Origin of the sequence: Streptomyces sp. CB02923, from assembly GCF_001905005.1 — a bacterium.
Classification (GTDB): domain Bacteria; phylum Actinomycetota; class Actinomycetes; order Streptomycetales; family Streptomycetaceae; genus Streptomyces.
This window is the reverse complement of sequence record NZ_LWKZ01000024.1, coordinates 1,138,132-1,153,214: the sequence shown is the minus strand read 5'-3', so window position 1 is coordinate 1,153,214 and position 15,083 is coordinate 1,138,132. Positions and strand designations below refer to the sequence as shown.

13 protein-coding genes and 1 pseudogene are annotated in these 15,083 nt (G+C 73.6%); 11 read left to right on the top strand and 3 right to left on the bottom strand.

The window, feature by feature from the left end; translation table 11 throughout:
• Positions 1 to 53: 53 nt before the first annotated feature.
• A complete protein-coding gene (gene cynR, locus A6A06_RS28180) occupies positions 54 to 965 on the bottom strand; it encodes a transcriptional regulator CynR (protein ID WP_073764453.1) in 912 nt (303 codons plus the stop codon).
• 132 nt (positions 966 to 1,097) lie between these two features.
• Between cynR and A6A06_RS28175 the strand changes: the two genes are divergently transcribed.
• Complete coding sequence (locus tag A6A06_RS28175) at positions 1,098 to 1,709, top strand: carbonic anhydrase (RefSeq protein ID WP_073764451.1); 612 nt, start codon at positions 1,098 to 1,100, stop codon at positions 1,707 to 1,709.
• Between the two features lie 29 nt (positions 1,710 to 1,738).
• Positions 1,739 to 2,209 (top strand): cyanase, encoded by a 471-nt coding sequence (gene cynS / locus A6A06_RS28170; protein WP_073764449.1) that lies wholly within the window; start codon positions 1,739 to 1,741, stop codon positions 2,207 to 2,209.
• Between the two features lie 115 nt (positions 2,210 to 2,324).
• On the opposite strand, the gene A6A06_RS28165 is transcribed toward cynS, so the two are convergent.
• A complete protein-coding gene (locus A6A06_RS28165) occupies positions 2,325 to 2,654 on the bottom strand; it encodes a putative quinol monooxygenase (protein WP_073764447.1) in 330 nt (109 codons plus the stop codon).
• 241 nt (positions 2,655 to 2,895) lie between these two features.
• A complete protein-coding gene (locus A6A06_RS28160) occupies positions 2,896 to 4,419 on the bottom strand; it encodes an alpha/beta hydrolase (protein WP_079194388.1) in 1,524 nt (507 codons plus the stop codon).
• 230 nt (positions 4,420 to 4,649) lie between these two features.
• Between A6A06_RS28160 and A6A06_RS28155 the strand changes: the two genes are divergently transcribed.
• The 9 genes and pseudogenes from A6A06_RS28155 to A6A06_RS28115 all read left to right on the top strand — a co-directional run.
• Complete coding sequence (locus tag A6A06_RS28155) at positions 4,650 to 5,909, top strand: ATP-grasp domain-containing protein (RefSeq protein ID WP_199931202.1); 1,260 nt, start codon at positions 4,650 to 4,652, stop codon at positions 5,907 to 5,909.
• 20 nt (positions 5,910 to 5,929) lie between these two features.
• Positions 5,930 to 6,814 (top strand): Rossmann-like domain-containing protein, encoded by an 885-nt coding sequence (locus A6A06_RS28150; protein ID WP_199931201.1) that lies wholly within the window; start codon positions 5,930 to 5,932, stop codon positions 6,812 to 6,814.
• Positions 6,811 to 7,956: a PLP-dependent cysteine synthase family protein gene (locus tag A6A06_RS28145; RefSeq protein ID WP_079194387.1), complete on the top strand. Its 1,146-nt coding sequence runs from the start codon at positions 6,811 to 6,813 to the stop codon at positions 7,954 to 7,956. The genes A6A06_RS28150 and A6A06_RS28145 overlap by 4 nt, the downstream gene beginning before the upstream one ends.
• Complete coding sequence (locus A6A06_RS28140) at positions 7,953 to 9,194, top strand: dipeptide epimerase (protein WP_079194386.1); 1,242 nt, start codon at positions 7,953 to 7,955, stop codon at positions 9,192 to 9,194. The genes A6A06_RS28145 and A6A06_RS28140 overlap by 4 nt, the downstream gene beginning before the upstream one ends.
• Positions 9,178 to 10,434, top strand: coding sequence for an MFS transporter (locus A6A06_RS28135; protein WP_073764445.1), 1,257 nt, complete (start codon positions 9,178 to 9,180; stop codon positions 10,432 to 10,434). Before A6A06_RS28140 ends, A6A06_RS28135 begins: the two co-directional genes overlap by 17 nt.
• Positions 10,431 to 11,399 (top strand): class I SAM-dependent DNA methyltransferase, encoded by a 969-nt coding sequence (locus A6A06_RS28130; RefSeq protein WP_242440975.1) that lies wholly within the window; start codon positions 10,431 to 10,433, stop codon positions 11,397 to 11,399. Before A6A06_RS28135 ends, A6A06_RS28130 begins: the two co-directional genes overlap by 4 nt.
• Positions 11,400 to 11,489: 90 nt before the next feature.
• A complete protein-coding gene (locus A6A06_RS28125; RefSeq protein ID WP_073764442.1) occupies positions 11,490 to 13,088 on the top strand; it encodes an ABC transporter substrate-binding protein in 1,599 nt (532 codons plus the stop codon).
• On the top strand, positions 13,085 to 14,086 hold the full coding sequence (locus A6A06_RS28120; protein ID WP_073764440.1) for an ABC transporter permease: 1,002 nt from the start codon (positions 13,085 to 13,087) through the stop codon (positions 14,084 to 14,086). Before A6A06_RS28125 ends, A6A06_RS28120 begins: the two co-directional genes overlap by 4 nt.
• Before the next feature lie 158 nt (positions 14,087 to 14,244).
• Positions 14,245 to 15,069, top strand: a pseudogene (locus A6A06_RS28115) (ABC transporter permease); the annotation flags it as partial.
• Positions 15,070 to 15,083: the final 14 nt, after the last annotated feature.

The following is a 15,083-nucleotide window of genomic DNA, read 5'->3' as shown; positions in this document are numbered from 1 at the left end:
GCGTTTCACGGCAGTTCCCGGAGGCGCCGGCGCGCACCGGCCGAGAAAACCGCTCAGCCCCGCCCCGATTCCTCTCCGTGCTCCCGCCCCCACTCCCGGGCGAGCCCTGCGAAAGCGCCGGACGCGGCACTGCGGTAGGCGGTTTCGCGGCACAGGAGCGTCACCGTACGGGCGGGGAGTGCGGGGGAGAGGGCGATGGGGTGGAGGCCGGGCTGCTCGCGGGTGATGGCGTCGGGCAGGACGGTGGCCAGGGAAGTGCGGCGGACCAGTTCGGTGAGGGTGGTGATGGAGTTGGCCTCCACCGCGATGTGCGGCCGTACACCGTACTCACCGAAGTGCGAGTCGATGTGCAGCCGGGTCGCGAAGTCCGCACTGAGCAGCGCCAGTTGATGGTCGCGCAGCGAACGGACCGGCAGGGGCGCCGTACGTCCGGCGTACGGGTGGGCGGGGCCGACGACCAGGCTGAGGGCCTCGGTGAACAGCGCCGTACCGGTGATGCCCGGCAGGTGCGGACGGCTGAAGGCGATGCCGAGGTCCAGCTCGTCGGCCAGCAGCGCCGACTCCATGACCTCCTGCGACATCTCGCGCAGGGTCAGCGAGATGCCGGGGTGCCGGGTGTGGAATTCCCCGGCCAGCGGGCCGACGAGGTACGCGGTGAAGGTCGGCGTCGTGGCCAGGCGCAGCGCCCCGCGCGACAGGTCCCGTACGTCCAGCACGGCACGCTCGGCCGCCTCCAGGTCCCGGAGCGCGCTGCGGGCGTAGTGGGCGTACGCCTGGCCGGCGTCGGTCAGGCGAACCGTGCGGCCCGTACGGTCGAGCAGTTGTACCTTCAGGGTGCGTTCCAGCTGTCTGATCTGTTGGGAGAGCGTGGGCTGTGAGACGTGCAGAGCTTCGGCCGCACGGGTGAAATTGGCGTGCTCGGCCACCGCGAGCAGATAACGGAGGTGGCGCAGTTCCGGGGCCATACCGGCCACTGTAAGCGGTTATAGGCCGCATCGATAGCTGTCATGAGGTGTACGTCTTGGACGCTATAGCGGCAGGTCACGCATGGTGGTTACAGCGGCTTCACGGCCGGTGTACCTCAGCAAGGAGTGGCTGTGCACCCCCATCTCACCGACGGCGTCCGGCGCTTCCGGCGCGACGTCCACCCCGCCCGTGCGGCTCTCTTCGCGCGGCTCGCCGGCACCCACCGGCCGGGGGCGCTGTTCATCGGCTGCTCCGACGCCAGGGTCGTGCCGGAGCTGCTCACCCAGTCCGAGCCCGGCGAGCTGTTCGTGATCCGTACGGCCGGGAACCTCGTCCCGGTGTACGGGCCGGAGCCCGACGCGGTGTCGTCCAGCATCGAGTACGCGCTCGCCGTGCTCGGCGTCCGTGACGTGATCGTGTGCGGCCACTCCGGATGCGGCGCGATGACGGCCCTGGCCACCGGCGAGGACCTGACCGGACTGCCCGCCCTCGACGGCTGGCTGCACACGGCCGGGCCGGCCGGCCCCCGTACTGCGGCGAGCGGCGGCGGGATCGACGCGGCCGTCACGGCGCTCGTCCACGACAACGTCACCGCCCAGCTCGCTCATCTCGCCACCCACCCGTCCGTGGCCCGCGCCGTCGCGCGGGACACGGTGACGCTGCACGGCTGGACCCACGACATCCGCACCGGATGCGTGGATGTCCTCGACCCGCGCAGCGGAACGTTCACCCCGCTCTCCTGAGCCCCGCCCCCATCCGGAAGGACCCATACATGCCGCACGCCCACCTCGACCCGCAGGCCCGCCAGGAGCTGGCCCTCGCCGTCGTCGAAGCCAAGATCCGCAAGGACCTCTCCTGGCAGGAACTGGCCGACGCCACCGGCCTGTCCGTCGCGTTCGTCACCGCCGCACTCCTCGGGCAGCAGGCCCTGCCCGCCGACGCCGCCCGCGCCGTGGCCGAGCGCCTGGACCTGGACGAAGCGGCCGAGCGGCTGCTGCAGACGATCCCGCTGCGCGGCAGCATCCCGGACGGCATTCCCACCGACCCGACGCTCTACCGCTTCCACGAGATGCTCCAGGTCTACGGCACCACCCTCAAGGCCCTGATCCACGAGCAGTTCGGCGACGGCATCATCAGCGCCGTCAACTTCCGCCTGGACATCCAGAAGGTCGACGATCCCGAGGGCGGCTCCCGCGCGGTGATCACCCTGGACGGGAAGTACCTCCCGGCCACGCCGTTCTGATCCCGCCGCCGGTCATCTGAAGAACCCCACCCCGCCGGCCACGCGGTCCTCCAGGACTGCATGGCCGGCGGGGTGGGGTTTTCCGGCGCCGGGGGCGCTGCGGGCGGGCGGCGGATCAGGCCTCGCGCGGCGACAGCTCGCCCATGGGGGACCAGCCCTCGGCGCCGATCTCGTCGCTGATGATCTGCGGCGTGGTGGCGATGGCCCCGGCCATCGATTCCAGCCCCTTCCGGAAGTGCTCCGAGTTCACGTGCCTGTCGCCGACCTCCCGGTCGGCGAAGCCCTCGACCAGCACGAACTGGCGCGGGTCGTCGACGCTGACCGACCACTCGAAGAACAGGTTGCCGGGCTCCTGCCGGGTCGCCTGCGTGAAGTCGTCCACCAGCGACAGCCACGAGTCCTGGTGCTCGGGCCGGACGGTGAACTTGACGACGATGAAGATCATGCTGGCTCCTGCGCTGGTACGGACCGGCTGCGCCTGCGCGGCCGGGCGGGCTGCCGCCCGCGTCGACCTCCATGGTGGGCGCCCCCGCTCGCCCGCCGAAGAAGGATCGCCGCGCATTCCGGCCCTCCCGGAAATTCCGCCGTCACGCCGGTGCGGGACGGGGCCTCTCGGTGATGGGCCGAGTTCGGTGATGGGCCGAGTTCGGTGGCGGGCCGAGTTCGGCGGTGGGTTGAGAAAGGGCTCACGGTTGCGGAGACGGTTCGGGCAGGCCGGGGCCGTCGCAGTGCACGTTGCGGGCCGGGACGGTGCCGCCGACGAGGTACGCGGACACCGTGGAGTCCACGCAGTGGTTGCCGCGGCTGGCGAAGACGCCGTGCGAGTAGTCGTTGTGCAGGGTGACCAGCCGGGAGCCGGGGAGCGCGCGGCCGAGGGCTCGCGCTCCGGCGATCGGCGTCACGGGGTCGTGCGCGGAGGCCACCAGCAGCGCCGGGGGTGCCGCGGGGCTGCCGAGGCGGGTGCGCTGCGCGGGGCGGGTGTGCCAGTACGCGCAGCCCGCCGCCTCCAGACCGGCCAGTACGGGCTGAGGGTCCTGGCGCCGCAGCCCCCGGATGTCGGCGAGGACCCGGCCCGGCGTGGGCCCCGGCCCGTCGGCGCACTTCACGACGCGGTTGGCGGCCTCGTACGTACGTGATGCGGGGCCGTCGAAGGGCGCGGCGGGGCGGAGCCGGTCGACCGTACCCGTGTCCAGGTATGCGCGGAGGCCGTCGCCCAGGGCAGTCCAGCGTTCCGTACGGCCCAGGGCGCGGTAGACCGTACGGTCGAAGGCCGCCGCGCCGAAACCGGCCACGGGGTGCGCCGTCAGGCCGTCGCGCGTGCGCTGGTAGGCGGCGCGGACCTCGCGCGCGGTGGTGCCGAGCCGGAAGCGGGAGCCGTGCCGCGCCAGCCAGCCGAAGAGCACGTCCCGCTGGCGCAGCAGGGCGCGGGCCTGCCGTACGTCGAAGGCGTGCCAGTCCTCCGGCCCGACCACGCTGTCCAGCACCAGCTTGTCCACGCGGTGCGGGAACCGTGCGGCGTAGGCCGCGCCCAGGTAGGTGCCGTACGAGACGCCGAGATAGCTGATCCGCCGCTCGCCGAGCGCGGCGCGTACGTCGTCCATGTCGCGGGCGGTCTCGCTGGTGGAGAGGCGGGGGAGGGCGGCGCCGGTGCCCGCGGCGCAGTCGGCGGCGAGCCGCCGCTGCGAGTCGAGGTAGGCGCGCTCGCCGGGGTGGTCGCGCGGTACGGGGTCGCGCGGCGCGGAGCCGGTTCCCGGGCCGTCGAAGAGCCCGCCCATCGGGCCGCAGTCGGCGGGCGCGCTGTGCCCGGTGCCGCGCGGGTCGAAGCCGATGACGTCGTAGGCGCGGCGTACGGCCGCCGGGAGCTTGGCGCGCTTGGTGACGGCGTACGGGAGGCCCGAGCCGCCCGGACCACCGGGGTTGACCAGCAGGGCGCCGCGCCGTTCGGCGGGCGTCCCCGAGGCGCGGACGCGGGAGACGGCTATCGGTATGTGGTCGCCGTCGGGGCGGGTGTGGTCCAGCGGCACGCGCACCGTGGCGCACTCGACGCGGTCCGGCGCGGGTGGTGCGGGGACCGAGGCCGGGCAGGCGCCGAAGTGCGGGGGTGAGGCGGCGGGCCTGGCGCGGGGTTCGGCGGCCGTGGCGGTGGTGAGCGGTACGGCGCCGGTGAGGAGCGCGCAGAGCAGGGCGGTGCGCCGCAGGGCGGGAGGCATGGGGCTCGCATTTCGTGAGGACAACGTGCGGACAGCTGCGGACAAAAGGGTGCGTGGGCGAGGGGCGGGAGGGCGTGCGGACGTGCCGCGGCCGAATAGATGGCCTGCCCATGAGATGACAATGAAAATCATTACGGTTAGCATCGCGTTCGGTCAACACCGCACCGCGGCACCCGGGGGCCTCCCCGCGGCGTGCCCGGAAGCGAAACCGTCTGCGCAGAAGGAGAGTTGTGGCGCATCTGCTGATGGTCGAGAGCTGGGTAGGGTCGATGGGCAGACTGCTGCCCCGCGCCCTCCGCGAGGCCGGACACGACTTCACCTTCCTCACCCGCGACCTGCACCACTACCTGCGGGCCGCCCCCGAGGGCACCGCCCACCCCCTGCTGGCGGCCCGTAACGTGATCACCGCCGACACCAACGACACCGAGGCGCTGCTGCCGTACGCGGCCCGTCTGCACGCGGCGGTCGGCTTCGACGGCGTCCTCAGCTCGTGCGACTACTACCTGCCCGCCGTGGCACGCATCGCCGCGCACCTCGGCCTCCCGGGGCCCGCGCCGACGGCCGTGGAGGCCGCCTGCCGCAAGGACGCCACCCGCCGCGCTCTGGAGGCGGCCGGTGTGCCGGGCCCCAGGTTCGCTGTCTGCGCCGACTGGGCCCGGACCGCCGAGGCCGCACGGGAAATCGGCTTCCCGCTCGTGCTCAAGCCGGTGGACCTGTGCGCCGGCATGTACGTGCGACGGGTCGACGACGAAGCGGAGCTGGCCCGTGCCCACCGCGCGCTCGCCGGGTTCCCGGTCAACGCGCGCGGTCAGCTCCGAGCCCCGGTGGTGCTGCTGGAAGAGCTGCTGGACGGGCCTGAGGTCAGCGTCGAAACCGTGTCGCACGGCGGTGCTGTGCACGTGGTCGGGGTGACCGACAAGAGCGTGGGCGGCGCTCCGGCGTTCGTCGAGACGGGGCACATGTTCCCCGCCGCGCTGTCCGCCGCCGACACCGGAGCCGCATCGGACACCGCGCGCGCCGCGCTCAAGGCGCTCGGCCTCGACCAGGTCGTCGCGCACACCGAGATCAAGCTCACCGCGGCCGGTCCGCGCGTCGTCGAGGTCAACCCGCGGCCCGCGGGCAACCGCATCACCGAACTGGTCCGCCACGTCACCGGCATCGACCTGGCCGCCGCCTTCGTCGAAGTGGCGCTCGGCCGCGAACCGGACCTCGCGCCGCACGAGACCGGGCTGCGCAGCGCCGCCATCGGCTTCCTCGTACCCGAACGCACCGGTGTGCTGGAGGAGGTGACCGGCGCCGACGGGCTCGACGCGCGGCCCGGTGTGCTGGAGGTGCAGCTGGCCGAGGCCGGCAAGACCGTCAAGGACACCGGCAGCAACAACGGATACCTGGGGCATGTCATGGCCGGTGACGGCGAAGGGGCGGGCGCCCGCGCCCGCGTCGAGGAACTGCTGGCCGGACTGTGTCCGCGGGTGGTGGACGAACGATGAGCCCGCATGGTGGAGAAACGATGAGCCCGCCGGGGCAGGGCGCGGCGGCCGGCACCACCGTGCGGCCCGCGGCCACCGGCCTGCCGGACCTCGTACGCCGCGTGCGCGCCGGTGAGCTGGGGCCCGACCCCCGTACGCAGAAGATCGCGGTGGCCTTCACCACCAGTCAGGCCGTACGCCACGAAGGGCGCAGCGGCGGCTATCGCAACGAAGTGCTCAGCCTGCGGCTGGGCAGTGCGGTGGGCTCCTGCGCCGTGGAACCCGGCGCGCTGCCCGCCGCCGCGATCGACGACTGCGTGGGCACCGACATCGCCACGCTGCTGGGCCACCCGCTGGCGCCGGTACGGATCGCCGCCCTGGACGCCTACCTGATGCACGCCCTGCCGCACACCCCCGCGAACGGCGCGCAGCCGTGGGAGCTGCCCGCCGGCGACTCGCTCGCCAAGTCCCGGGCCCGCGCCCGGGGCGTCGCCGGGCTGCTGGCCGTCGCGCCCGGCCGTACCGTCCTGGTCGTCGGCGTCGTCAACTCGCTGCTGGAGGCGCTGCGCGCCCGCGGCCTGGTCTGCGTACCGTGCGACCTCAAGGGCGGCCGTACCGAGTGGGGCGAACCGGTACGCACCGACGCGCTCGCCGAACTGGACGGCTGCGACGCGGTGCTCGCGTCCGGCATGACCCTCGGCAACGGGACCTTCGAGCCGCTGCGCGCCCACTGCGCGCGGCACGGCAAGCCCCTGGTGATGTTCGCCCAGACCGGCAGCGCCGTGCTGCCGCGGCTGCTGGGCGCGGGGGTGAGCGCCGTGTGCGCCGAGCCGTATCCGTTCTTCTGGCTCGACGGCGGGTCCGGTGCCGTCCACCGCTACACCGGCGACGACTACGCCCTGCTGGGGCAGGGAGGCACCCGATGACCGCCGCCGTCCTGGGCGCGCCCGCCGCCAACCGGGAACTCCTCGCCCTCGTGGGCCGTACGCCGCTGGCCCGGATCACCGCCGATCTGCCGTGCCCGCACCCCGGATTCCGGGCCAAGCTGGAAGGGCTCGGCGCGGGCGGCATGAAGGCACGCGCCGCCGTGTCCATGCTGCTCGGCGCCCGCGAACGGGGCGAACTGCGACCCGGCGCACCGGTCGTGGAGTCCACCTCCGGCACCCTCGGCGTCGGCCTGGCCTTCGCCGGACAGGCGCTCGGCCACGACGTGATCCTGGTATGCGACAGCGAACTGGAACCGTCCATGCGGCAGATGCTGCGGGCGTACGGCGCCCGGCTGGAGATCGTCGACCGGCCCGCGCCGGAAGGCGGCTGGCAGGCCGCCCGGCTCGCCCGGCTGCGCGAACTCCGCGCCCTGCTGCCGCACGCGTACTGGCCCGACCAGTACAACAACCCCGACAACGCGGCGGGTTACGCCTCGCTCGCCGCCGAGATCGCCGCCGACCTGGACCACCTCGACGTCCTGGTGTGCAGCGTCGGCACCGGCGGCCACAGCGCCGGAATCATCGGCCCGCTGCGCCGCCACTGGCCCGCGCTGCGCCTGGTCGGCGTGGACGCCACCGGCTCCACCATCTTCGGGCAGCCCGCCAGGACCCGCCTGATGCGCGGCCTCGGCAGCAGCATCCACCCCCGCAACGTCGCCTACGGGGCCTTCGACGAGGTGCACTGGGTGGGGCCCGCCGAAGCAGCCGACGCCTGCCGGCGGCTGGCTCGCGGCAGCTTCGTCAGCGGCGGCTGGAGCACCGGCGCCGTCGCCCTGGTCTCTGCCTGGGCGGCCCGCGTGCACCCCGGCGCCGTCGTCGCCACCGTGTTCCCCGACGGTCTGCACCGCTACCTCGGCACCGTCTACAGCGACGACTTCGCCGCCGCCCACGGCCTGGACGGGCAGGCCGTCGCCACCCGCCCGGTCGAGATTCCGCACCCCGCGGCGGCCGAGGTGACCGGCTGGGCGCGCTGCACGACCGTCGTCGACCCGAAGGCCGCGGCAGTAGGGGCAGTAGGGGAAGCAGGGGCGGCAGTGCCGGGCGTGCCGGTCGCGCAGGCCGGGCGGGAGGGCGCCGCGTGAACGTTTCCCTGCGCGTCGTACGCCTTCGGCTCGCCGAGCCCCTGCGCATATCCCGGTCGGTGATGACCGAGCGGAACGCCATCTGGATCACCGTGGAACACCGCGGGCTGCGCGGCCACGGCGAGGCCGTCACCAGCGTGTACTACGGCCTCGACACCGACACCCTGCGCGGGCTGCTGGCCGGCGCCGGTGCGGAACTCGGCCGCTTCGCCGGCCCGGAGAGCGCCCTCGACGCGCTGCGGGACGGCGAACTGCCCGCGCCGGGCACCCCGCCCGCCGTCACCGCCGCCGTCGAGTCGGCGCTGCTGGACCTGGTGGGCAAGCGGGCCGGTAGGCCGGTGCACCAACTGCTCGGCACCGCGGTACGGCCCGTCGCCGCCACCGCCCGCACCATCGGCATCGTGTCCGCCGAACGGGCCCGTACGCAGGCCCGCTGCCTGGCCGGGAGCGGCTTCGGCGTCATCAAGATCAAGGCCGGTACGGCGGACCCCACGGACGACCTCGCCCGCGTACGCGCCGTACGGGAGGCCGCCCCCTCGGCGGCGCTGCTGCTCGACCCCAACGGCGCCTGGACGCCGGGGCTCGCCGCGCAGCTCCTGCCGCGCTTCGCCGCACTCGGCGTCGAGGCCGTCGAACAGCCCACCGCGCCCGGCGACCCCGAGGCGCTCGCCCGCCTCGCCGAACGCTCCCCGCTGCCCGTCATCGCCGACGAGGACGCCGTCTGCCTCGCGGACGTCGAGCGCCTGGCCGGACGGGTGCAGGGCGTCAACGTCAAGCTCGCCAAATGCGGCGGCGTGCACGCGGCGCTGCGCATCGAGGAGCTGATCGCGGGCTCCGGCACCCGGCTGATGCTCGGCTGCCTCACCGCAGGCACCCTCGGCATCGCCCCCGCCGTCCACCTCGCAGACCGGGCCCGCTGGGTCGACCTCGACGGGCACCTGCTGCTGGCGCACGACCCGTGGACCGGTATCGGCGGCGCCGACGGGACCGTACGGGCCGGGACGGGCGCCGGGCTGGGGGTACGGCCGGTGCCGCCGCGCGCGGGAACGGCCGGGCCCGCTCCGGACAGGTGGAGTGCGGCACGTACGCCGCAGACGGGACAGGCGGCGTTCACCCCGGAGCGCGCAGCTCAGCCGGCAGTGCAGCCCGCAGTACAGCTCGAAGCGGAGCGCGCAGCACAGCCCGCAGTACAGCCCGCAGTACAGAAGGAAAGGCACCACCGTGAAGACGTGGAGTGAGATGCGGGCCTTCCCGCTCGCCATCCGGCTCCTGCTGGTCAACCAGCTCGGCGTGAACATCGGCTTCTACCTCCTCATCCCGTACCTCGCCACACACCTCGGCGAGGACCTGGGCATGTCGGCGGCCGTGGTCGGCATCGTGCTGGGCGTACGCAACCTCAGCCAGCAGGGCCTGTTCATCCTCGGCGGCTCGGCCGCCGACCGGCTCGGCGCCCGCGGCGTGATCATCGCCGGCTGCGCGCTGCGCACCGTCGGCTTCGCGCTGTTCGCGCTCGGCGACGGACTGCCGATCCTGCTCGCCGCCTCCATACTCAGCGGGCTCGCCGGGGCCCTGTTCAACCCGGCCGTGCGCGCCTACCTGGCGGCGGAGGCCGGTGGCCGCAAGGCCGAGGCGTTCGCCCTGTTCAACATCTTCGCGACGACCGGCGCCCTGGTCGGGCCGCTGATCGGCAGCGCCCTGCTGCTCGTCGACTTCCGGGCCTCCGCCCTCACCGCCGCCGCGATCTTCGCGCTGCTCACCGTGGCCCAGGCCGTCGTACTGCCCGCCCGCGAGGTGCCCGCCGCCAAGGGCAGCGTGCTCGGCGACTGGCGCGAAGTCCTCGCCAACCGGGCCTTCCTGGCCTTCTCCCTCGCCATGGTCGGCATGTTCACCATGGAGAACCAGCTCTACCTGCTGCTCCCGGACGGCGCCCGGCGGGCCACCGGCTGGGAGGGCGCGGCGGGCATCGTCTTCCTCGTCGGCACGCTGGCCAACCTCACCCTCCAGATGCGCATCACGCGCTCCCTCAAGGAACGGGGGACGCGCGCGCGTTGGGTCGCCATCGGGCTGGCGCTGATGGGCGTGGCGTTCGTCCCGCCGATGGCCGTCGCCGGGATGTCCGGGGCGGGCGGCGGCGCGGGCCGGGCGGCGCTCGCGCTCGTACCGGTGCTCGCCGGAGCGCTGCTCCTGTATGTCGGCGTCATGATCGCCCAGCCGTTCGTCATGGAGCTGATACCGGAGTTCGGCCGCGCCGAACTGACCGGAACGTACTTCGGCATCTTCTACGTCGTCTCCGGCATCGCCGCCGCCGTCGGCAACACCGTCGTGGGCTGGGCCATGGACGCGGGCGGACACGGCGGCGCCGCGTGGCTGCCCTGGGCATGCTGCCTCGCCTTCGGCCTCCTGTCGGCGGCGGGCGTCGGCTGGTTGCACCGGCTGCGGGCCCTGCCCGTACGGGCCATCGTGGCGGTGACGGCGTGAGTGAGACTTCGGCAGCCCTTCCGGAAGCGGAGGGCAACCTGCTGACCGACAATCCCGCCCTGTACGAAGCGCGGTTCCCCGATCCGGAGCGGCTCGCCGCCCGATGGGCCGAGGACGCGCTGCGCGCTCACGGCGCGGGCCCACGCGTCCTCGACGTCGGCTGCGGCACCGGGCGGGACGCCGCCCACCTGCACACCGCCGGCCGTACGGTCGTCGGCGCCGACCTGTCAGACGCGATGCTGGCGTACGCCCGTACCCACCACCCCGGGCCCCGCTACGAACGCGCCGACCTGCGCCGGTTCCACCTCAGAGACCTCGGGCCGCAGCCGTTCGACGCCGTCGTCTGCCTGGACAGCGCGCTCCTGTACTGCCACACCAACGCCGAACTGGACGGCTTCCTGGACTCCTGCCGCCGCGCCCTGGCGCCCGGCGGGCTGCTGGTCGCCGAGATGCGCAACGGCGCGTTCTTCCTCGGCCGTACGGAACTGCTCGACGCACCGGCCGTCCGGGGCTTCGCCTGGGAAGGCACCGTGTACCGGTCCGTCACGACGCTCACCGTGGACCGGTCGGCCCAGCTGCTGCGCCGACGACGCGTGTGGAGCCGGGAGGACGGCGCGCCGCCGGTCGAACAGCACTCCGCTTGGCGGCTGCTCTTCCCCCAGGAACTGCGGTACGCGCTCGCCGCGCACGGCTTCACGGTGCTGGAACTGCATGACGGGCCGGGGCCCCGTACGGAGCCGCCTTGGCGGGCTGGTTTTTCACCGGCTGTTGACGGTTCGCCTTGCGCTGGCGGTCTGCCTCCCGGGGCTGACGGTTCGCCTTCCGAGCCTGACGGTCCGTGTCCTGCTGGCAGGCCGCCTTCCGCTGACGGTCCGTCTTCTGCTGGCAGTCCGTCTTCCGGGCGTGGTGGTTCTGCCGCTGACGGGGATCGGCTGCATCTTGTGGCTCGGCTGAGCGGTGGTTGAGCGCATCCCATGCGCCCCCGTTTTCTGCGTCCCCGCCCGCCTGCCCCCTTCTCCCTTTGCCCATCCACTCACCCCAAGGCGAGACCCACCATGAGCGAACTCCCTTCCTCCGGCCGGGAAGCCGGCGACGTCCCCGGCCTGCGACGGCGCGGGTTCGTCGCCGCGGCCGCGGGCGCCACGGCCGCCGCCGGCCTCGTCCTGGCCGGCTGCGGTGCCGGGCCCGGAACGCCCGGCACCGGCGGCGGCACGCCCCGGCGCGGCGGCCGGCTGCGCGCCGCCTTCGCCGGAGGCGGCGCCTCCGAGACCCTCGACCCGCACCTGGGCAACCTCTTCGCCGACGCCGCCCGCGCCAAGGCCCTCTACGACAAGCTGGCCGACTGCGGCACCGACATGGCCGCCCGCCCCCGCCTGGCCGCCAAGTGGGAGCCCAACGACACCCTCGACCGCTGGCGGATCACCCTGCGCAAGGCGTCGTTCCACAACGGGAAGCCGGTCACCGCCCACGACGTCCTCTACAGCTTCCGCCGCATAGCCGACCCCAAGAAGGCGTACCGGGCCAAGGCGTCTCTGGAACCCATCGACCTGGCCGCCAGCCGTGCGGTCTCCCCGGACACCGTCGAGTTCCGGCTCAAGCGGCCCACCGCCGAATTCCCCAACATCCTTGCAGCGTTCGGCGCGTACATCGTCCCCGACGGCACGACCACCGCGAACTTCACCGAGCCCATCGGCTCCGGCCCGTTCCGCTTCGTCTCCTTCACGCCGGGCCGCTCCTGCGTCGTCAAGCGCAACGACGCCTACTGGGACGGCGCACCCCACCTCGACGAGCTGGAATTCGTCGTCGCCAACGAGGAATCCGCACGTATCAACGCCCTGCTCGGCGGCCAGGTCGAGTACGCCCACGAACTCACCCCCACCACCGCGCGCGCCCACGAGGGCAAGGGCCAGATCGAGATCGTACGGCTGCGCAACAGCGCCATGCAGTCCTTCGCGATGAAGACCGACCGCGCCCCCTTCGACGACAAGCGGGTCCGTGAGGCGTTCTTCCTCATCGCCGACCGCAAGGAACTCGTCGACGGCGCGCTCTCCGGAGCGGGCGAGATCGGCAACGACCTGTTCGGGAAGGGATACGAGTACTACGCCGACGACCTGCCACAGCGCCACCAGGACCTCGACCGGGCCCGCCACCTCCTCCGGCAGGCCGGTGCCCAGGACCTGCGGATCACCCTGGACACCTCGCCCGTCGCCGCCGGGTTCACCGAGGCGGCCGGCATCTTCCGCGACCAGGCCGCCAAGGCGGGCGTGACCCTCCAGGTGAAGTCCGGCAGCAAGGACAGCTACTGGAGCGACATCCTCGACTCCGGCACCCTGTGCTGCTACCGCTCCGGCGCCATGCCCATCGAGTCGCACCTCTCGCAGCGCCTGCTGACCGGCTCGACGACCAACGCCACCAAGTGGCACCACAAGGACTTCGACGCCCTGTACCAGCAGGCCCAGTCCACCAAGGACAAGAAGGAGCGGGCGGCGGTGTACGGGCGGATGCAGCGCCGCCTGTACGCCGAAGGCGGCTTCCTGGTGTGGGGCTTCGCGGACTGGATCGTCGGCACCTCCCGCCGTGTGCACGGAGTGGCGCACGACGCCCCCGCCAACACCCTGGACTGGGCCCGCTTCGACAAGGTGTGGCTGGCGTGAGCGCACGCACCGCGCCGCCCCGGCCGCTCGCCGGCCGCGCCGTACCGGCCGTGCTCCGCTCCTGGCTCGCGCGACGGCTGCTGCTCGGTGTCGCCCAGACCGCCGCCGTCGTGCTGCTGGTCTTCGCGCTCACCGAGGCGCTGCCCGGGGACGCCGCCGTCGCGCTGGCGGGCGACCAGCCCGACCCGGCCCGCATCGCGGCCATCCGTACCGAGATGGGGCTGGACCGCCCGGCCGCCGAACGGTTCGCCGACTGGGTGCTCGGGCTGCTGCACGGCAACCTCGGGACCTCACTGGCCTCCGGCCGCCCGGTCGCGTCCTACCTGGCCGACGGCTTCGGACCCACCCTGCTGCTCGCCGCCGTCACCGTGGTGCTGCTGGTACCGGCCGGGGTCGGGCTGGGCGTCCTGGCCGCCCGCCGGGAGGGCTCCCTCACGGACCGGCTCGTCAGCTCCGCGACCCTGGCGGTGTACGCCGTACCGGAGTTCGCGCTCGGCGTGCTGCTGGTGACGCTCTTCGCGCTCCGGCTGGGCTGGCTGCCGCCGACCGCCGTCGGCTACGGCGGTGACCTGCTCGCCCAGCCGGCCGTCCTGGTCCTGCCCGTCCTCGTGCTGCTCTCCCGACCGGTGTGCTCGATCAGCCGCCTGGTGCGGGCCGGGATGATCGACGCGCTGCGTTCCCCGTACGCCCGGCAGGCGGCCCGCTACGGCCTGTCCGCCGCGCGCGTCCGGTACGCGCATGCTCTGCCGAACGCCCTCGCGCCCGCCGCCCAGCAACTCGCCCGTACCGTCGACTGGCTGCTGTGCGGAGTGATCGTCGTCGAGGCGCTGTTCGTCATCCCGGGCCTGGGAACCGTCCTGATGAACGCGGTCGCCGAACGCGACGTCCCGGTGGTGCAGGCACTGGCCGTCGTCTTCGGCGTCATCGCGGTCGTCCTCAACCTCGGCGCCGACCTCGTCGCCCGCCGGCTCGCGCCACGGGCGGGGGTGGCGGCCTGATGGCGAAGATCATGCGGTTGGTGGGTGGAAGGGTGCGGGTGGTGAGGGGAAGGGTGCGGTTGGTGGGCGGAAGGGTGCGGTTGGTGGGCGGAAGGGTGCGGTTGGTGAGGGGAAGGGTGCGGTCGGTGGGTGGCAGGGTGCGGTCGGTGAGTGGAACGGTGCGCCCGGTGAGAGGAAGGGCGCGGTGGCCGGGGCGCGCCGGGCTGTTGATCGCCGGGGTGCCCCTCCTGCTCGCTCTCCTCGGACCCCTCCTCGCGGGCGAACCCGGGCCGCGCACCGCCTCCTTCACCCTCGGCGGCGGCCACTGGCTCGGCACTGACTTCGTCGGCCGCGACGTATGGCGGCAGATCCTGCTCGGCGGACAGTCGGTCGTACTCGTCGCCCTGGCCGCCACCGCCCTCGCCTACGCCATCGCAGTCCCGCTGGGCCTGGCCGCCGCCCTCACCCACCGCACCTGGCTCGAAGAACTGCTGATGCGCCCACTGGACGTACTGCTCGCGGTGCCGTCGCTGCTGCTGATCCTGCTGGTCGCCGCCGTCTTCACACCGGGCACCATGGGGCTCGCGCTGCTGGTGGCGCTCGTCAACATCCCGGACGCGGCCCGGATCGTGCGCGCCGCCGCGTCGGAGGCGGCCGCCCGCCCCGCCGTCGAGGCGCTGCGGATGCAGGGCGAGAGCTGGTGGCGTACGGCGATCGGCTACGTCGGCCGGTCGGCGCTGCGCACCTTCGCCGCCGACGCGGGGGTCCGGCTGACCGGAGTGCTCTACCTCGTCGCCACCGCCGCGTTCCTGGGGGTGGGCGTGGAACCGGACGCGGCGGACTGGGCGGTCATGGTCGACCGCAACCGGACCGGGCTGTTCGTACAGCCGTGGGCCGTGGTGGTACCGGCGCTGCTGATCGTGGCGCTGTCGATGGGGGGAAACCTGGTGGCCGATTCGGTGCTGGGTGGGGGCGGGGGAGAGGGAAGGCGAGGCCGAGGACGAGGACGAGGACGAGG